Source organism: Allostigmatella hybrida (assembly GCF_020103775.1).
GTDB lineage: Bacteria > Myxococcota > Myxococcia > Myxococcales > Myxococcaceae > Hyalangium > Hyalangium aurantiaca.
Genome location: NZ_JAHXBH010000003.1, coordinates 289,628 through 307,655, shown reverse-complemented (window position 1 = coordinate 307,655; position 18,028 = coordinate 289,628). Strand labels below are relative to the sequence as shown.

The following is an 18,028-nucleotide window of genomic DNA, read 5'->3' as shown; positions in this document are numbered from 1 at the left end:
GCTCCTGGTGCGCCAGGACGGCAAGCTCCTCCATGGCTCAACACTTCGCATGTCAAACAGGCACCTGAGCGTGTGGTGATGGAGGCCCTGCTTTTCGAGCTGGCGTGACGGCGAAGGGGTAGGGTGGGGCCATGCACCTCGTCGCGTGTGTGCGGACGCCGAAAGATCTGGAGGCCGCCGCCAGCGTGCTGGGCGGTGTGCTGGGCTTGACCCTGGCGGAGGCCCGCATCCGTCTGGCCCCCGAGCCGCCGTCGATCCTCGCGAGCCTCATGCCCGAGGCGGCCTCCCAGCTCGTGGCCCGGTTGCGCCAGGCCGGGCTGGCCGTGCTCGGGGTGGACGGGGCGGAGCACGCCCCGGGCCAGCGCCTCGTGGCGCGCACCGCCACCCTGGGGCCCACGGGCGCCGTCTTCCAGTCACGCGAGGGGACGGCGCTCCCGCTGGCGTGGGCCGAGGTCTCGGCGCTCTTCCGGGGCGCGAGCACGGTCCGCTCCGAGAGCGCGGTCCTCCAGCAGAAGGCGAAGTTCTCCCTCTCGACGGCCATCGCCACCCAGGGCTTGAAGATGTCCCGCAAGGAGGAGCACACCGTGCGCTCCCAGCAAGAGGAGACCGAGCAGGTCATCCTCCTGTACGGCAAGGGGGGGCAGCAGGTGGTGCTGCGCGAGCGCGGGCTCGACTTCGCGTTCCTGGGGGCCGCGATGCAGCCCACGCGCATCGCCAACATGGCCGCCGTGGCGCGGTTGCTCAAGGACAAGACCCCGGGGGCCTTCTACGACGAGCGGCTGCTGCGGCTCGGGCGGCGGCCCCTTCCCGCGTTCGTGGGGGGGGAGACGCACGTGCAGATGGGCAAGACGTCGCAGACGCGCCTCGACACCGCGGAGGGGCTGGAGGTGCTCGGCAGGGCCCTGTGGCGAGCCGTGGAGGAGGGGCTCCTGCCGTGAGGGGGCTCAGCCCGGCTCTTCGTCGGGAAGCAGCCCGCTGAACGGCGAGCTGCTTCCCGTCAGCTCCTTGTACAGGGCCTCCACCTTCTCCAGCTCCCGCTTGAGCACCTTGTGGTGGTTGCGGTTCTTCAGGAGGTTCTCGCGCCCCAGCAGCCGGAAGGCCTCCTCCCGGCCCAGCTCCTGGACCGCCTGGCCCAGCACCACGCCCGTGAGGGCCTCGGTCAGCCCCAGATCCAGCGGGGTGCCCCGGCGCCGGGCCTCCGCGATGAAGGCCGTGGCCACCTCGCGCATCGCCTCCGTCAGGGACAGAGGCTCTCCGCGGGGGACCACCGGCTCGCCCGTGGCCTCCTCGTATTCGAGGGCCCGGGAGATGTGGCCCTCCTTGAGCAACAGCTCCGGCGAGGCCCCATACTCCACCATCGCCAGCGTGTAGGCCCGGCGGATGATGTTGTCGAGCTGCCGCAGGTTCCCGGGCCAGGAGCGGTTGCTCAGCCGTTGCTCGGCCTCCGGAGACAGCCGCGCCTGCCCCGAGGGGAACTGCTCGCGGTGCCGGCGGTTCACCATGTACTCCGCCCACTTCGGAATCTCGTCCCGGCGCTCGTCCAGCGGCGGCACCCGCAGCGGCAGCACGTTGATGCGGTAGTAGAGGTCCTCGCGGAAGCGCCCCGCGCGCACCGCCTCGCGGAGGTCCACGTTCGTGCCGATGACGAAGCGCACGTCCGCCGAGCGGTCTCCCGTCCCATCGCCCAGCACCCGGTAGGTCCGCTCCTCCAGCACCCGGAGCAGGCCGGCCTGGGCCTTCATGGACAGCTTGTCGATCTCATCGATGAAGAGCGTGCCGCCCTCCGCCCGGCCCAGGCTGCCCACGCTGTCGCGCACCGCGCCCGTGAAGGCCCCGCGCTTCCAGCCGAAGAGCTCCGCCATCTGGAGGTCCTCGGGCACGGAGATCAAGTCCAGCACCTCGAAGGGGCCCGCGCGGCGGTTCGAGCGCGCATGGCACCAGCGGGCCAGCCGGGACTTGCCCGCGCCGGTGGCCCCGCTGATGAGGATGCTCTCCTCCTGCTGGGAGAAGACGCCGAGGATGGGCAGCAGGTTGGCCATGGACGTGCCGATGACCGGCATGAACTCGTCCACTTCCGCTTGGGGGGCGGGAGGGAAGGGGAGACCCGTGAGGTAGGGCGCGGCGATCTCCGCGACCAACTGCAGCCGGTCCACACAGTCCCGCCAGACGAAGTCCTGGCCCATGGCGGGCGGGCAGTCGGCCTCCAGGGAGATCATCCCGCCGATGCCCGAGCCCGGCGTCCGCAGGGGGATGACGCACACGTGGGAGGCCTGCCGGCTCAGGAAGCTCTGCCGGCTCTCCTGGCTTCCGAAACCTCCGGGCAGCAGCTCCTCCAGGCGCTCCGTGTCCTGGGGGGAGTAGGGCCGCAAGGTGCCCAGGATGGCGTCGATGAAGACCGGGCAGTTGTGCTGCACCACCGAGTGCCACGCGGTCGCCGACACCAGACTGGGGGCTTCCATGGCACCTCCGGCCGATTTCACCGCGGCGGCCCCCTGTTCCAGAATGGCCAGGCGCAGGTATCCTCCCGAGCGCCGCAGGTGCACCATGCCTCGGAGTACTTTGCCGTGGTTCTTGTACCGGCTGGTGGCGATCTCCTCCTCCGTGAGGCGCATCAAGCTGCTCAACGTCCGTGCCGCTGCATCCTCGAAGTCTCCCGCCTTTGAGAGCGCCACCACCAACGAGGACAAATCCTCTTGCATGCCGTCATCCAAACCCAGGGAATCCCGGGCGTCCTGTTCTCTGCCTTTTTTCATCCTGGCAGAGCCCCCTGGCGTGATGAAAGCACCGTGGGTGGTGCATCCCGGACCCCGGGGCCGTGTGCATCGGGTCCGTAGTAGAAAAGCCGTCTGGGTCCAGCAGCGAGACGCGGGGCCCACAAGGAGTGGCGAGCGATGATCGAGCTCGACGGCGGGCCGCCTCGAGAACGGGGGGAGCCGGAGATGGCTTCTCCACGCCACGCGGCCCTGAATGCATGGTTGCTCGCCCACCGGTATCTCATAGAGGAGGTGTTCCCGCTGCGGCGCTTCCCACAGGGCGCGTCCATCCGGTGCGGAGGGCCGGGCGTCCCGGGGCCCCGCGCCCTCATTGTCCTGTCTGGGGAGGTGGCCGTGACCCAGGTGCTGCCCGGCAGTGTGGACCCTTACAAATCCCTCTATGCGGGGGATGTCTGGGTTCACCCCGCAGGCCCGGGCCTCGCCGCGGAGGAAGGGCTGTTTCCTGTTCACCTCGTGGCGGAGACGGCGTGCCAGCTCCGGGTGCTGGCGCCGGGGCAGCTCGCGGCGTTTCCCGAGCTGGAGGCGCTGCTCGGCGGTTACGGGGAGCTTCAGCAGAAGAAACACCTGTTCTTCGAGAGGCTCCGCAGGACGGCGCCGTTCCGGTTCATCCGCGCCCGGCAGCTCGTGGAGCTGCTCGATCGGGCGGAAGTCCGGACCTACTCGCGCGGGGAGCGCCTCTGCCACGGACGGGATGGGGCAGGGGACGGGGTCTACCTGGTCCTCCGGGGGGAGCTGGCCGAGCTGCGCCGCGGGGCGGAACCCCTGGAAAGTCTCACGGAGCGAATCCTCGAGCGCCCCCTCACTCCAGGCCACCTCTTCGGCCGCCCGGGGATGACGCCGCCGGACGGAAGCGAGCTGGCGTGGGTCGAAGTCCGCTCGGAGCACGCGGCCGTGGCCTTCCTGGCGCATCCGCCGGTCGAGTCCTCGCGGACCCGCCAGGCCCCTGGGGCCCGCGGACTGCTGCCCGAGCTCGTCCTCTTCCGGAGTGACTTCAGCGCCGCGGTCCACGAGTGGGGCGCGGAACCGCTCCGGCTCCTGGTGGATAGGGTGGCGGAGGGAATTCGCACGGAGTATGGGGATGCCATTCTCATCGTGGATGTCATGCCGGGGCCCGAGGTCCGGATGCCGCGGTGTCCGTCCCCCGTGGATGCTCAGGGCCGGTGGGTCACCCACCACCGGGTTCAAGCGCCCCATGGGAAGGCCGCCGCCGAAGGACTGAGCGCCCTGGCGCGCGATACGCGGGAGTGGGACTACCTTTTTGTCCGGGTCGCGCCCTCCCTGTGGGAGGGGCTCCCCGGGCCAGGCGGCGGGGGGCATGGGAGCGCACCGGTTCGAGAGGAGAGGCTCGTCTGGAAGTTGGTCCAGCTCCACACGGGCTCCGGTGAGGTGCGCTTGCCGCCGGGCTTCGAGCCGGCCGCCACCCTGTTCACGGTGTTGCTGGGCCCCCATCCCCGGCGCGTCTCGCGGGCGGATCCGGTGGGGACCGTGAGGCTCCGGCTGGAGCCTCGCCGCCACATGCACTGGGAGCGGTTCGAGGGGCTGTCCTCCCAGGAGCGTGACAGCGTGCTGCGCTGGGGGCGGGCCATCACCGGGCGGCTCGTCGGGGTGGCGCTGGGCGGGGGCGGCTCCTGGGGGCTCGCGGGCTTGGTGGTCCTCCAGGGCATGGTGGAGCGGAAGATCCCCATCGATCTCGTCAGCGGGACGAGCTTTGGCGCCCTGGTGGCGTCCTTCTATTGCGGCCGGGGAACCGAGGGGCTGGCGCTGCTGCGGCGGCAAGTCCCGCGGCTGTCCTGGGTGGTGCGCGCCAGCTTCATCAGCTCCGAGGCGATTGCCTGGTACGTCGATCGCATGATGGGGGGCATCCACCTGGAGGAGCTGGAGGTGCCCTGCTTCCCCGTGGCCACCGACATCTCGAATGCCCAGGTGCACATCGCGCGCTGGGGGAGCCTGGGCTCGGGCGTGCGTGCCAGCGGGGCCCTGGCGGGCGTGGTCTCGCCGGCCTTCGCGGAAGGCCGCCGCCTGGTGGATGGCGGCTTCATCGCCAATGTCCCCGCGGCCATCCTGAAGACGTGGGGGGCCAGCTTGATCGTCGCCGTCAACGGGGTGGCGAAGCCGCCGGCGCGCCGGGGCGCGAAGCCCCTGTTCCCCACCCGGGTGGGGTGGTTCCTGCATGGCCTCAACCCCATCGAGCGCGCCATCGATGTCATGCGCTCGATGATCCTCGTGTTCCATACCTCGGGACAGCAGTCCGCCCAGATGGCCGATGTCATCTTCAACAGCCCCTTCGTGAATTACTCACCCTGGGACTACGAGCACTCCCAGGAGATTCTGGAGCAGGCGCGGATTGCGGCGCGGCCCGTGCTCGAGACGATCCAGAAGAAATGGGACGAGCTGCGTTTGACCCGAAGACAGCGGGAAGCGGTTCCCGCGCCCCCCGTTCAGGAGACACCGGATGCCGACCCCAACAGCGCCGCGGGTTGACGTGAGCGACAGCGGCTCCAACCCTTCATCCGTGATCATGGAGCTCGTCGGCATTCTTACTTTCGCGGAACTTGAGACGCTTCGGAGGGACTTCAGGCCAGAGGGGTTGATTGAACCGTCCCGGCAGACGCTCGTCAGCGCGTTCCCGCCCATCCAGGGCTATGCGAACTCGTTTCTCTCCTATTTCTTCTCCGAGTCGAAACCGGCCACCGGGGAGACGGTCTCCAGCCTGACGCCGCTGGAGCGCGAGCGGATCCTCATCACCGTGCAGGCCCTGCGCATGAACGGCAACGGCCGGTTCCTGGGCATCCACCTCTACTGGGGGTTGATGACGGGGCTGTCGGTGCAGGAGATCGCTGATCAACTTTTTCTCATTGGCGTGTACGGCGGGCTGTCCTGCTACACGTCCGCGCTCGCCACCTTCCAGACGCTGCTCCGGAACCTGAAGCAATGCGTGGCCCGGGGGGACACCCAGGCGCCGTCGATCCTGGCGGCGACGGCCCAATGGTTTGCCGTGTCGTGAGCGAAGTGCCAAGGCGGAGGTGGTGATGATTCCTGTACGCATCCTGGGCACGGCGAGCGCCGTGCCGGGCCGGACGGTGACGACGGAGGAGCTGGCCACGGCGTTGGGCCGGAATCCCCAGACCGTGGAGGCCCGGACGGGCATTCGCACGCGCCACTGGAGCGCGCCAGGGACCCGCATGGCGGAGGTGGGCGCGGAGGTGCTGCGCCGCGCGCTCGGCGCCGCGGGGCTGGAGGCCCGGGCGCTGCGCCGGCTCATCTTCGTCAACTCCACCGGGGGGGATGCCCTCATCCCCGCGACCGCCAACCAAGTTGCCGCCGCGCTGGGGCTCTCCGGCTCGTGCGATGCGTTCGATCTCAACAACGCCTGCATGGGCTTTCTGTCGGCCTTTGATCTCGCGGCCCGCTCGATTGCCACGGGGTTGGGGCCGGTGGCCATCGTCACCGTGGAGCTGCTCTCCCGGGCGGTGGCCCCCGATGCGCCGCGCTCGTACCTGGTGCTGGGCGACGCGGCCGCCGCGGCGGTGCTGGGGCAGGCGCGCGAGGGCGAGGGGCTGCTCGGCTCGGTGCTGTCCAACAATGGCGCGTTGCCCCCGGACACGGTCCTGGCGCACCCCCTGCGGACGGGCCAACCGGAGCGGGTGCAGTTCCACGCCGCGAGAGAGGAGATCCGGCGCATCGCCCTGGACGCGCTGGCCAGCGCCACGCACGCGGTGCTGGCAGAGGCCCGGGTCGCGCTGGGCGACATCGAGTGGGTGCTGCCCCACCAGCCCAATGGCTCCATGTTCCAGTCCGTCCTCGAGGTGCTGGGGGTGGATCCAGCCCGGACGGTGCCGGTCGTGGAGGAGATTGGCAGCGTGGGCGCGGCGGCGATCCCCTTCAGCCTGGACCGCCTGCTGCGGACGCGGCCCGTGCGCCCCGGGGACCGGATCCTCATGGCGGGCGTGGGGGCCGGGGTGGCCCAGGGCGCGCTCCTCTACCGGGTGGGCCCATGAGACACGCCGGGGGGGCCCCCCTGGCGTCCTGGCTGGCGGTGTTCCGGGCCCTGCGGGCCTGGCACCGGTACGAGGCCGTGGGGCTGGAAACCCTGCTGGCGCCGGGCGCGAAGTTGATCGTCGGCTACCACGGCCGGCCGCTCGCGTTCGACCAGTGCATGCTCACCGTCGAGCTCTACGAGCGGCTCGGCTACCTGCCCCACGGCATCATCCACGGGGCGTTCGAGCACAACCGGGTGCTGCGGTGGTGGATCCACGGCCTGGGCTTCGTCACCGGGGATGACGGCTCCCTCGCGGAGGCGGTGGCGCGTGGCGAGCACATCCTGGTCCAGCCCGGGGGAACCCGGGAGGGCTGCCGGAGCTTCCGCCACCGGTACCAGACGGACTGGGGGGAACGGACGGGCTACCTGCGCATGGCCATCAAGTACCGCCTGCCCATCGTGCCCGTGGCGGGCAATGGGGTGGACGATGCGTATGTCGGCCTCAATGACGGCCATGCGCTCGGCAAGCGCCTGGGGGCCCCCGCGCAGTTGCCGGTCTGGCTGGGGTTGGGCGCGACGGGGCTGTGGCCCTTCTCGCTCCCGTTTCCCGTGAAGATGACGCAGTACGTGGGCACGCCCTTCACCCGGCACCTGGAGGGCCTGGTGGAACCGGGGGACCGGGCGGCCCTGCGGCAGCTCCACCACGAGGTTCGCGGCACCGTGCAGGCGCTTCTGGACCGTGCGCGCGCGGTTCACGGGGAGGCATCATGAGCACGAGCCCTTGGGCTGTCATTCTGGGCGCCTCCTCGGGCACGGGAGCCGCCATCGCCCAGGAGATCGCCCGGGCGCGGGGCTTCGATGTGTTCGGCGTGCACCGCGGCCGGTACCTGGAGCAGGCCGTCCAGGTGGAGCAGGACATCGCCCGGATGGGCCGCCGCATCGTGATGCACCGGGCGGACGCGGGCACCCCCGAAGGGGCGGCCCAGGGGGCCGATGCGGTGCTGGCCCAGGCCGGCCCCCGGAGCGTGAAGCTCTTCGTCCACTCGCTGGCCAGTGGGTCGGTGGGGCGCCTGGTCTCGGGGCAGAAGGATCAGCTCCACCCCCGGCAGCTGGAACGCACCTTCCACGCCATGGCGCACTCGCTCGTCTACTGGGCCCAGGCGTTGATGGCGAGGGATCTGCTGGCACCGCAGGCGCTCCTGCTGGGCCTGACCAATCCCCTGACCGAGTCACACCTGCACAACACGGCCGCCATCACCGCGGCCAAGGCGGCACTGGAAATCTATGTCCGCCACCTGGCCATGGAGCTGGGGCCGATGGGCCACCGGGTGAACCTGCTCAAGTTCGGCACGGTGATGACGCCCGCCGTCCGGCACGTCTACTCACCGGAGGCGCAGGCGCACCTGGAACGGGTCCACCAGCACCTGAACCCGGTGGGCCGGATGTGCACCGTGGAGGAGGTGGCGCGCTTCGTCCCCGTGCTCCTGGGCGAAGAGGCCCGCTGGTTCAATGGCGCCACCATCGACTTCACGGGCGGCATGACGTTGCAGTTGCTGGACCTGCTGCTCAACCCACGGCCGTGAGGGGCGGGCGCTCGGCCCCCATCCGGAAAGTCAGACAGTAGTAGAAGCGGGTGATCTGCTCGGCCTGTACGCCGGTGGCCCCGGGCGGCAGCAGCTCCTGGGGGCAGTGGGCATCCCGGGTGTAGAACGTGAGCAGCCGGAACGCCGCGCGCGTGGCCAGGGAGTAATCCCGGCTGGAGTCGAGCTGCTCGTCCACCACCACGATGGGGGTGCCCGGCTGGGCCACCCGGGCCATCTCCGCGAGGGCGCGCCGGGGATCGTGGTAGCCGCCCACGCCGCCGATCTCGAACACCCGGTCGAAGGAATGATCCGCGAAGGGCAGGGTATGCGCGTCCCCCATGAGCAGGTGGATCCCCCGGTGGCCCCTGCGGGCAATGCGCTTGCGGCACTCCCGGAGCATGCCCTGGCTGAGATCCAACCCCCACAGCTCGACGTCGAGCCCCGGGGGCAGCTCCTTCTCGAGGAGCGGCAGGTTGGCGCCCGAGCCGATGCCGATCTCCAGCAGGCGGATGGGCTGGCCGTCCGGGCGGGGGCGCAAGGAGCGCAGCTCCAGGCGGTGCAGGTACCCCTCGCGCAGCCGGGCCTCGGTGGTGGCCTGGAGCACGGGGGTCAGCAGGAAGGTCATCGGATCATGCAGCGCGGGCAGCCCATCGTAGATGACGCGCATCAAGCGGTCGGTGCCCCGGACCTGCTCTTCCCGGTACAGCCGGGGCAGGCCGTCCTTCACGGGCCACCGCATGCCGCAGCGCTCGCACCGCAGGTGGCCCTGGTGAAGCTGGCCTTCGCGCAGCCGCCCTGCCCAGGAGAGTGCGCCCCGGCAATCCGGACAGACGATCTGGCCCAGCTCCTGGACGTTCATGCGCGGTCGAGCTCCTTCTGCACCCGGAGCACGTCCCCCTCGGCCCCCAGGACCGAGAAGACTTCCCGGGCCTGCAGCAGGTGGTGTCGCCGCGCGGCCTCCTGCGGCGGCAGGTGACGGCCCAGCTCGAAGTGGGCCAGGCCCTCCTCGTAGGGCGTGGAGAACCGCCGCGCGGCGGCCAGGGCCTCCTCCCAGGCTTGATGGGCCTCGCTGGGGTTGCCCGACAGGAAGGCTTCCATGCCGCGGCAGAGCCAGGCGGCGGCCAGGGCGAAGGGGAAGGTCTGCGAGAAGGTGTCCAGGCTCCGCCGCGTGGCCCTCGCGCCTTGCGCCAGCGCTTCCTGATCGGGTGAGGAGGCGGCTGCGGCCTGCTCCCAGAGGGTGAAGTACACCTCGGCGATCGAGGCGATGCCGCTCTGGAGCCAGTACGCCACGGGCTTCAGGGTGTGTAGCGTCTCCAGCGTCCGGGCGGCCGTCTCGAGCGCGCGCGAGGTGTTGCCCATCCGCAGGTAGGCCAGCGCGAGCGAGCCCACGGCCATGATGCGCTCCGAGGTGCCGGCGCAGGTTTCGAACCAGGAGACCTCGGGCTCCATGCTCGCCACCGCCTGCGCGTAGCGGCCCAGCCGCAGCAGGGGGCCCACGCGGATCATCGCGCCCCAGTGCTGGGTCTGCACGGCACCGCGGCGGTGCGCGGACGTCTGCATCTGGTCCGTCAGCTCGAGGGCGGTGACATACTGGCCGCTGTAGAAGCACGCGTTGGCGAGCATAGCGCACGCCTCTTCTACCTGGCGGAAGTCCCCCAGTTGGGAGGCCAGGGCCAATGCCCGCTGGAGCCACCCGTTGAGCTCCTGCCAGCGCCCCAGGGGCATGCCGCAGACGGAGCGGCGCGCCAGCACGAACGCCACGTCCACCGGGGTGCCCAGCGACTCGGCCATCTCCAGCGCGCGGGCGAGCCACGCCTCGGCGACGTGGCGCGTCTGGGGAATGCTGGAGGCCACCACGGCCATCAACGCGTACGCGCGGGCCAGCTCCGGCGAAGGGCCGAGCGGCTCGTAGAGGCTGAGCATGCGCATCCCGGACCAGAGCAGGCGCGGGAAGTCCTGGGCGTAGATGAAGATCTCCGTGAGGCGCAGCAGCAGCCGCCCCGCCTCGATGGGGGGCCGGGTGAACTCCAGGGGCCCCGTTTCGAAGGCCGTGGGGAGCACCGGCAGGGCCATGCGCTGGATGATCTGCGCCAGGGCGCCTTCGCTCCAGCCCGGCTCTCCGGAGGCCGCATGGCGGTCGAAGTAGAGCAGGGCGCTCTCGGCATGTGCGCAGCAGCGCGCCGTGTCCCCGAGCTGAAAGGTGGCCTCCGCGAGCAGCGCCTCGATGCGGCCCAGCGCATAGCTCTGCGTGACGGACAGGTGCAGCGCATCGCCCTCGGAGGGCTTGCGCAGCGTCCGGGCCCGCTCCAGGTACTGGATGGCCTCCAGGCAGGAGTAGGCCACGAGGGCCTGCTCACCGGCCCGCTGAGACCAGCGCGCCTCCTTCTCCAGCTCACCGGCCTTGCCCCAGTGGAGCGCCAGCGCGGAGGCCCAGTCCTGGGCCTCGGGGTACACGGACTCGATGGCCTCCGCGGCCTGGCGGTGCAGCAGGGGCTCGGCGAAGGCGGGCAGGTTCGCCAGCACCCCCTCGCGCAGCTTGTCGTGCGTGAAGCGCCACTGGCCCTCGAAGAGCTCCAGCACCGCGGCGCTCGCGCACTCCCCCAGCCAGGTGTTGATGTGCAGGGGGGTGGCACACGCGCGAAGGACCTTCACGTCGATCTGCCGCCCGATGACGGCCGCCAGCCGGAGGAGATCGAGGGCGGCGGAGTTCAGCTTGTCCAGCCGCCGCTGGATGATCTGCTGCATGCCGCCGGGGAACACCTTGGCGGGCAGGGGCGTGGTGCCGATCCGGTCGAGCTGTCCGGTCTCCTCGGCCAGCGCGCGGACGACCTCCACGAGGAAGAAGGGGTTTCCTTCCGTCTCGCGCTGCAGCATCTCCACGAGCTGGGGCGACCGGCCCGCGGGGCCAATCATCGACTCGGTGAGCACCGCGATGGCGTCCGCCCGGAGCCGGGGCAGGCGAATCACATCCATCATGGGCAGCTCTTGCGCCAGCCCGGGCCGCTCATCGTCCCGGAAGCTGCCGAGCACGAGCAGGGGCAGGTGCCGCGCCATGGCGGCGATGCGGGTGAGCAGGCGCAGCGACTCCGCATGCATCCACTGCAAGTCCTCCAGGATGAGCACCATGCGGCACGGCACCCGCCGGAAGAGATCCTCCACCACCGCGAACAGGCGGCCCTGGGCCGCCTCGGGTTCAAGCTCGGGGGCCTCGTTCACCAGCCGCCCGAGCAGCGCCTCGATGTCCTCCACCAGCGGCTGGAGTACCGAGGCCTCGTGGTCCGTCGGCTCGGTCCAGAGCACCAGCCAGCGCAGCACCGAGCGCCACTCGTGGTACAGGCTTCCGCCGCTGCTCACCGCCTGGCCGCGCACGGCCACGGCGCCGCGGACGAGCGCCAGGGTGCGCACCTCGTCCAGCAGCCGCGACTTGCCCACGCCGCTCTCGCCCCCGATGAGCCACGCGCTGCCGCGGTCGGTGAGCGTCTGGTCGAGCAGCTGCTCCATCCACGCCTGCTCCCGCTCGCGGCCCACGAGGCGGGCGCCCTGCAGGAAGCTCTCGCGCGTGGCCTGCGTCTCGGTGGGAATCTGCTGGCCGGTGGCGTCGGTCAGCGCGGAGAGGGCCTCCTCGGCGCTGGCGAAGCGCTCGTGGAGATTGGGGGCACTGAGCTTCTGGAGGAACCGCCCCACGGGGCTCTCGCCGAAGTCCGCGGGCAGCCCCGGGTTCTTGCCCAGGCCGCTGGGCATGGCGAACAGCCGGTAGGCGATCATCCCCAGGCTGTAGAGATCCGAGGCCGCCGAGGCGGCCTTCTTCTCGAACAACTCCGGGGCCACGAAGCCCGGCGAGCCCACGGTCCGCCGCTGATCCAGCCCCTCGCGGGCCAGCGCCAGGCCGAAGTCGAGCACCTTCACCTGGCCATCGACGACCAGCACGTTGGCGGGCTTGAGGTCGCGGTGGATGACCCCCCAGCGGTGCATATAGGCCAGCGCCTGGAGCACCTGGGCCAGCAGCTGCACGCGCACGTCGTGGGGCTGGTTCTTGCCCGCATCGGTGATGGTCCGCGCGCCGGTGAGCAGATCCATCGTGTAATACGGGCGCTGCTGATCATCGAACCCGTAGTCCAGCACGCTGATGACGTGCGGGTGGTGCAGGGACGTGAGGACCTTGAACTCATCGGCCAGCCCCAGGGCGATGTCGGGCTGGGTGTTCTTAGAGGCGTGGTGTTGGTGGCGGAGGGTTGTGTGAGCGATCTCCTCGACCGAGCGGTGCAGCCGTTTCAGCGCGACGACGCCCGAGAGCCGGTCCCGGGCTTGATACACCGTGCCCATGCCGCCGCGGCCAACGACATTCATGATGTGGTAGCGCCGTCCGACCATCTCCGCGCCCGCTTGCGAGAGCGCTTCGATGTCTCCGTTGCTGCTTTCCATGACTGCGCTCATCCCGTTCTGAGGAAGGACCACGGACGGTGGGATTTAAACATGTCTACGCCTTCGATGAGACATGACAACCTCCCTGGCGTGCCCGGAATGCCTGGGAATTAAAAGGCTTTCCAGTTTTGCGGTTCCGCAGCGACGATGCGGGCCTCGGGGTGGTTTCCATGGGTCGGTACGCGTTCACGCTCTTTACCAGCGCCTTTCTGCTCTTTGGGGTTCAACCCTTGGTAGGGAAGTTCGCACTGCCCTGGTTTGGCGGGACCCCGGCGGTGTGGACCGCCTGCATGTTGTTCTTTCAGGCCGCGCTCCTGGCGGGCTACGCCTACGCGCACGGGCTGGTGACGCGGTTTCCGCCCCGGCGTCAGGCATGGATCCACCTGGGCTTGCTTGCTCTGGCGGTGGGCGTACTGGCGGGGCGCGCCCTGCTGACAGGCTCGCCCGTGGCCCCAGACCTGGCGTGGCGCTCCAGCGGCGTGGAGGGGCTGACGGGCCGCCTGCTGGCGATGCTGGCGGTGACCATCGGCCTGCCGTTCTTCGTGCTGTCCACCTCGGCGCCGCTGCTCCAGAGCTGGTTTGCCCGCGCCCGGCCCGGAACCTCGCCGTACCGGCTGTATGCCCTGTCCAACGCGGGCTCGCTGCTGGGGTTGTTGAGCTACCCCTTCCTGGTCGAGCCCCTGGTGCCGAGATCCCTCCAGGGCTGGGCGTGGGGCGCGGGGTTTCTCGTCTTCGCCGCCGGGTGCGCGGCCTGTGCCTGGGGCATGAAGGGCCTGACAGGGGACGCCGCCCCTTCGGAAGCGGCGGCCGAGGACACCGGGGAGGGGGAGCGCCCGGGGGCCGGGCGCACGGCGCTGTGGCTCGGGCTGAGCGCTTGCGCGTCCGTGCTGCTGCTGGCCACGACGAACCAGCTCTCGCAGGACGTGGCGGCGGGCCCCTTCCTGTGGGTGCTGCCCCTGGCGATCTACCTGCTCACCTTCATCCTCGCCTTCGAGCGGGAGGCGCTCTACTCGCGCGCCTTCTTCTCCCTGCTCCTCGTGGTGGCCGTTGGGGGCGTGACGCGGGTGGTGCTGGAGGGGCCGCACACCCCGCTGGTGCTCCAGCTCCTGGCGTACTGCGGCGCGCTGCTCGCCGGCTGCATGGTGTGTCACGGGGAGCTGTACCGCTTGCGGCCCGCCCCCCGTTACCTGAGCGCCTTCTTCCTCTGCGTGTCCATTGGCGGAGTGCTGGGCGGCGCGTTCGTCAGCCTCGTGGCGCCCCACCTGTTCCTCACCTTCGCCGAGTATCCGCTGGCGTTGACGGCGTGCTGCCTGGTGGCGCTGGTGGCCGTGGTGGTGAGCCCCACGGGCGAGGAGCTGACGGGGCGGTGGCGGCGGATGCTGCGCATCTTCATGCTCGCCTTCGTGGTGGTGGGGCTGGGCGTGTCGGTGGTGGACTTCCGGCGGGAGATCCGGCTGACGGCGCGGAACTTCTTCGGCGTGGTGCAGGTGCTGGAGCAGGGGCGGGACGACGCCACCAAGCACCGCTTCACGCTCAAGCACGGCGCCATCGTCCACGGCGTCCAGTACACCGAGCCGGAGCGGCGCAAGCAGCCCATGTCCTATTTCACGCGGGAGAGCGGGCTGGGGCTGGCCATCGCCGAGCACCGGCGCCTGCGCGAGGTGCTGGGGCTTCCCGAGGGCCTGCGCATCGGCGTGCTGGGGTTGGGCATTGGCTCCAGCGCCGCCCTGGCCCAGGAGGGGGACCGGGTGCGCTTCTATGAGATCAACCCGAAGATCATCTCCCTGGCGCAAGGGGAGGGGGGCTACTTCAGCTACCTGAGCGATGCCACCGCCCGCATCGACATCGTGGAGGGGGATGCGCGCATCGCGCTGGAGCAGGAGCTGGAGCGCCAGGAGCCCCAGGGCTTCGATGTGCTCGCGGTGGACGTGTTCAGCTCGGACTCCATCCCGGTGCACCTGCTCACGGAGGAGGCCGTGGCGGTCTACCGCCAGCACCTGGCGCCCCATGGGGTGTTGGCCCTGCACATCAGCAACGCCCACCTGGATCTGGTGCCCATCACGCTCGCCCATGCCCAGGCGTTCCGGATGCACGCGACGCTCGTGGTCTACGAGCCCAAGGATGCGTCGGCGCGCAGCGTGTGGGTGATTCTCAGCCCGGATGCGGAGTTCTCCTGGGGCAGCACCTTCCGTGAGGCGGTGGCGGGCGTGCGCCGGCTGGAGCTGGAAGGGCCGCCGTCGCTCACCTGGACGGACGAGCGGGGCAGCGTGCTGCCCCTGCTTCGGCGGGGAGGCTGGGTGTCTCAGGCCCGGGAAGTCCTCCCGCCCCGCGCGCCCTGAGGCGTTCGAGGAGAATCGCTGACGCGGGGAGGGCTTCCCCTCGGAAAATGCCCTGTACGTGACATTTGATGCTGTCACTGGCAAAGATGGGGTGTGAAGGGGGGCCAGGCACAGGAGGCCCCTTCTGTTCTAGAGGGGTTTGCTCATGGAGCCGCAGTACACGGGGTCGCAGTTTCTGACCGGTTCGCCGGTACCGACCCAGGACGAGAAGACGTGGGGCATGCTCGCGCACCTCAGTGCGCTGGTCGCGGGCATTTTTGGTTTCCCCTTTCTGGGCCCACTCATCGTGATGCTCACCAAGGGGAAGGAGTCGAAGTGGGTGGAGAGCCACGCGAAGGAGGCCCTGAACTTCCAGATCACCGTCACGGCGGCCATCTGGATCTCCGCGGCCCTCATGCTGTGCGTGGTGGGCTTCCTGCTGCTGCCCGTCATCGGCCTCGCGGCCCTGATCCTCACCATCCTCGCCGGCATCAAGGCGAACAACGGGGAGATGTACCGCTACCCGGCCACGGTCCGGCTGGTGAAATAGTCCGGCCTCAGCCGCCAATGCCCATCATGGGCAGCAGCGTGGCGGCGTTGCCGGTCTCGGTGAAACGGTGGCCCTCGGGCTTCTCGCCCAGGGCCTGCCGGATGGCCAGCGCCAGCTCCGGGTCCGAGGCGCCCCCCCGGATGAGCTGGTGCAGGGGCGCCTGGGCGCGCCCTCCCAGGCAGCTGCGCAGGTCGCCATTGGAGGCCACCCGGACGCGGTTGCACCCGCCGCAGAAGTTCTGGGTCAGCGGGGAGATGAACCCCACCTGGCCCCCGGGCGCGCGCCAGTAGCGGGCCGGTCCCGAAGTGCTCACCTGGGTGCGCGCCTCCACCGGCTCCTCCTCCAGCGGGAGGCCCGAGGCCTGGAGCTGGGCCACCAGCTCGGCGCTGGGCACGGGCTCGCCCTGGCCAAACGGCATCAGCTCGATGAAGCGGGGGATGATGCCCCGCGCGTGGGCATAGGCCACCAGCGCCGCGGCCTCGTGCTCGTTCACGCCCCGCATGACGACGACGTTGAGCTTGAGCGAGGCGAAGCCCGCCGCGGCGGCCGCGTCGATGCCGCGCAGCGTGGCGGCGAAATCCCCCTGCTTGGAGATGCGCCGGAAGGTCTCCGCCTGAAGGGTGTCCAGGCTGATGTTGAGCTGGCTGACACCGGCCTCGCGCAGCGGGACGGCCAGGCGCTCCAGGTGGCTGGCATTGGTGGTGATGGCCACCCGCTCCACGCCGGGCAGGGCGGACAGGGCCCGGGAGATCTCCAGGATGTCTGGCCGGATGAGGGGCTCGCCGCCGGTCAACCGCACGCGCTGGATGCCCATGCGCGCGAAGACGGAGACGATGCGCTCGAACTCCTGGGGGGTGAGCAGGTCCTTCTTGCCGCCCCACGAGGCGGGCGAGCAGTACGTGCAGCGGAAGTTGCACCGGTCCGTCACGCTCAGGCGCAGGTACGTCATCCTCCGGCCCTGGGCATCCAGAAGCGGGGGCGCGAGCGGGTCGCGCGGGCTGACGGTGGGGAGCATGGCAGGAGTCATAACCGGGCCGCCGTCTTAACCCATGCCTTCGTTGCCCAGAACAGCCGGTTTGAGCCCGAATGTTCTGGAGTAGGACTCAAGCGACCTTGTTACCGGACAGCGACGGTGCGGATGGAACCGGTGTCAGCTCCAGATCGTCGTCATCGGTGAGCCGCTCCAGCTCGGCCTCGGCCTCCTGGGCCCGGACCTCGGCCTCCAGGGGCTTCAGCTTGCGCTCGGCCATCTCCATCTTGATGCGGACCAGCCCCTCCTCGCCAATGTCGAGGAACGCGCGGACCACCTCGGGATCGAACTGCGTGTTGGCGCAGCGTTTGATCTCCTGGATGGCGTTGGCGAACGTGGTGCCCTTGCGGTAGGGCCGGTCGCTCGTCATCGCGTCCAGCGTGTCAGCCACCGCGAAGATGCGCGCACCGACGTGAATCTCGTGCTTCTGGAGGTTGCGCGGGTAGCCCGCTCCGTCCCACCGCTCCTGGTGCGACAGGACGATCTGCGCGGGGGTGGAGAGGAAGGGGATGTTCTGGATCATCTGGAAGCCGATGTCCGGGTGCTTGCGCATCTCCATCCACTCGTCCGGGGTGAGCTTGCCCGGCTTGAGCAGCACCGCGTCCGGCACGCCGATCTTCCCGATGTCGTGCAGGAGCGCGCCGCGGCCGATCTCCTCCAGCTCCTTGCCCTGGATGCCCATGATGTTGGCGATGGCGGAGGTATAGGAGACCACCCGCTGCGAGTGGTCCGACGTCTCGTGCTCGCGCGCATCGAGCGCGGCCACCAGCGCCAGCAGGGTGTTCTGATAGGTGTTGGCGATGTCCTTGAAGGCCGTGCGCAGCTCGGCGGTCCTGTCCCGCACCTTGCGCTCGAGCTTCTTCTGGTAGCGCTTGCGCGCCAGCTCGATGCGGCGCTTGGCCAGCGCGCGCTCGATGGCCCGGATGAGGTCCGTCAGCTTGGGTGGCTTGAGCAGGTAGTCCACCGCGCCCCGGCGCAGACAGTCCACCGCGGACTCCGTGTCCCCGTAGCCGGTCAGCATGATGACCGAGGTGTCCGGGAGCCGCTCGCGCAGGTTGTCGAGCAGCCAGAGCCCGTCCTTGCCCGGCATCTTCATGTCGCTGATGACGAGCGGGGTCTCTGCCTCGCCCGCGACATCCAGCGCCATCTCGGCGCCGTTGGCGACCACGCAGTTGTAGCCCTCCTCCGCGAGAAGGACAGAGATGACGTCGCGGACGGAGTCATCGTCATCGACGATCAAGATTCGGGGCGGGGCAGGAGGAATGGCTTCCACGGGAGGGGATTCTAAAGGTTTCCGGGTTTCGATCGCCAACAGGTAAGGGAAATTACCACCTTCCCTGCCTTCTCGGCTGCCCTCCTTTCTGGGATGGGG

Annotated in this window: 13 protein-coding genes; 8 read left to right on the top strand and 5 right to left on the bottom strand. The window is 70.0% G+C overall.

The genetic code is table 11. The features are described 5' to 3' along the window. Window positions 1–131: 131 nt before the first annotated feature. Window positions 132–938 (top strand): hypothetical protein, encoded by an 807-nt coding sequence (locus KY661_RS08335; protein WP_225409697.1) that lies wholly within the window; start codon window positions 132–134, stop codon window positions 936–938. A 6-nt stretch (window positions 939–944) separates the two neighbouring features. Here KY661_RS08335 and KY661_RS08330 read toward each other — a convergent pair whose 3' ends face one another. After that, window positions 945–2,699, bottom strand: a complete 1,755-nt coding sequence (locus tag KY661_RS08330; protein ID WP_225409696.1) for a sigma-54-dependent transcriptional regulator — start codon at window positions 2,697–2,699, stop codon at window positions 945–947. A gap of 240 nt (window positions 2,700–2,939) precedes the next feature. Between KY661_RS08330 and KY661_RS08325 the strand changes: the two genes are divergently transcribed. From KY661_RS08325 to KY661_RS08305, 5 genes are all read left to right on the top strand, one after another. Further along, window positions 2,940–5,255 (top strand): cyclic nucleotide-binding and patatin-like phospholipase domain-containing protein, encoded by a 2,316-nt coding sequence (locus KY661_RS08325; protein WP_225409695.1) that lies wholly within the window; start codon window positions 2,940–2,942, stop codon window positions 5,253–5,255. Between the two features lie 106 nt (window positions 5,256–5,361). After that, complete coding sequence (locus tag KY661_RS08320) at window positions 5,362–5,778, top strand: carboxymuconolactone decarboxylase family protein (RefSeq protein ID WP_225409694.1); 417 nt, start codon at window positions 5,362–5,364, stop codon at window positions 5,776–5,778. Between the two features lie 25 nt (window positions 5,779–5,803). Continuing rightward, on the top strand, window positions 5,804–6,772 hold the full coding sequence (locus KY661_RS08315; protein ID WP_225409693.1) for a 3-oxoacyl-ACP synthase III family protein: 969 nt from the start codon (window positions 5,804–5,806) through the stop codon (window positions 6,770–6,772). After that, window positions 6,769–7,524: a lysophospholipid acyltransferase family protein gene (locus KY661_RS08310; protein WP_225409692.1), complete on the top strand. Its 756-nt coding sequence runs from the start codon at window positions 6,769–6,771 to the stop codon at window positions 7,522–7,524. The genes KY661_RS08315 and KY661_RS08310 overlap by 4 nt, the downstream gene beginning before the upstream one ends. Continuing rightward, window positions 7,521–8,336: an SDR family oxidoreductase gene (locus KY661_RS08305; protein ID WP_075006276.1), complete on the top strand. Its 816-nt coding sequence runs from the start codon at window positions 7,521–7,523 to the stop codon at window positions 8,334–8,336. Before KY661_RS08310 ends, KY661_RS08305 begins: the two co-directional genes overlap by 4 nt. On the opposite strand, the gene KY661_RS08300 is transcribed toward KY661_RS08305, so the two are convergent. Together KY661_RS08300 and KY661_RS08295 are read right to left on the bottom strand one after the other, a co-directional pair. Then, window positions 8,320–9,195 carry a methyltransferase domain-containing protein gene (locus KY661_RS08300; RefSeq protein WP_225409691.1) on the bottom strand — a complete coding sequence of 292 codons (876 nt, stop codon included), beginning with the start codon at window positions 9,193–9,195 and terminating at the stop codon, window positions 8,320–8,322. The genes KY661_RS08305 and KY661_RS08300 overlap by 17 nt on opposite strands. After that, window positions 9,192–12,758, bottom strand: coding sequence for a serine/threonine-protein kinase (locus tag KY661_RS08295; RefSeq protein ID WP_225409690.1), 3,567 nt, complete (start codon window positions 12,756–12,758; stop codon window positions 9,192–9,194). Before KY661_RS08295 ends, KY661_RS08300 begins: the two co-directional genes overlap by 4 nt. 170 nt (window positions 12,759–12,928) lie before the next feature. Between KY661_RS08295 and KY661_RS08290 the strand changes: the two genes are divergently transcribed. Both KY661_RS08290 and KY661_RS08285 read left to right on the top strand, forming a co-directional pair. After that, entirely contained in the window at window positions 12,929–15,097 is a 2,169-nt protein-coding gene (locus KY661_RS08290) for a spermidine synthase (protein ID WP_225409689.1), read from the top strand. Between the two features lie 145 nt (window positions 15,098–15,242). Continuing rightward, the gene (locus KY661_RS08285; protein ID WP_075006348.1) at window positions 15,243–15,626 is read left to right on the top strand and encodes a DUF4870 domain-containing protein; all 384 of its coding nucleotides are present in this window, start codon (window positions 15,243–15,245) and stop codon (window positions 15,624–15,626) included. 7 nt (window positions 15,627–15,633) lie between these two features. Here the strand turns inward: KY661_RS08285 and moaA are convergent, their stop codons facing one another. Then, window positions 15,634–16,641, bottom strand: a complete 1,008-nt coding sequence (gene moaA, locus KY661_RS08280) for a GTP 3',8-cyclase MoaA (RefSeq protein WP_225409688.1) — start codon at window positions 16,639–16,641, stop codon at window positions 15,634–15,636. Between the two features lie 88 nt (window positions 16,642–16,729). Next, complete coding sequence (locus KY661_RS08275) at window positions 16,730–17,929, bottom strand: HD-GYP domain-containing protein (protein ID WP_075006280.1); 1,200 nt, start codon at window positions 17,927–17,929, stop codon at window positions 16,730–16,732. Between the last annotated feature and the right edge of the window lie 99 nt (window positions 17,930–18,028).

Coding starts and splice junctions, on each gene's coding strand:
- KY661_RS08335 (WP_225409697.1), top strand. CDS start 132: ATGCACCTCGTCGCGTGTGTGCGGACGCCGAAAGATCTGGAGGCCGCC.
- KY661_RS08330 (WP_225409696.1), bottom strand. CDS start 2,699: ATGCAAGAGGATTTGTCCTCGTTGGTGGTGGCGCTCTCAAAGGCGGGA.
- KY661_RS08325 (WP_225409695.1), top strand. CDS start 2,940: ATGGCTTCTCCACGCCACGCGGCCCTGAATGCATGGTTGCTCGCCCAC.
- KY661_RS08315 (WP_225409693.1), top strand. CDS start 5,804: ATGATTCCTGTACGCATCCTGGGCACGGCGAGCGCCGTGCCGGGCCGG.
- KY661_RS08310 (WP_225409692.1), top strand. CDS start 6,769: ATGAGACACGCCGGGGGGGCCCCCCTGGCGTCCTGGCTGGCGGTGTTC.
- KY661_RS08305 (WP_075006276.1), top strand. CDS start 7,521: ATGAGCACGAGCCCTTGGGCTGTCATTCTGGGCGCCTCCTCGGGCACG.
- KY661_RS08300 (WP_225409691.1), bottom strand. CDS start 9,195: ATGAACGTCCAGGAGCTGGGCCAGATCGTCTGTCCGGATTGCCGGGGC.
- KY661_RS08295 (WP_225409690.1), bottom strand. CDS start 12,758: ATGGAAAGCAGCAACGGAGACATCGAAGCGCTCTCGCAAGCGGGCGCG.
- KY661_RS08290 (WP_225409689.1), top strand. CDS start 12,929: ATGGGTCGGTACGCGTTCACGCTCTTTACCAGCGCCTTTCTGCTCTTT.
- KY661_RS08285 (WP_075006348.1), top strand. CDS start 15,243: ATGGAGCCGCAGTACACGGGGTCGCAGTTTCTGACCGGTTCGCCGGTA.
- moaA (WP_225409688.1), bottom strand. CDS start 16,641: ATGCTCCCCACCGTCAGCCCGCGCGACCCGCTCGCGCCCCCGCTTCTG.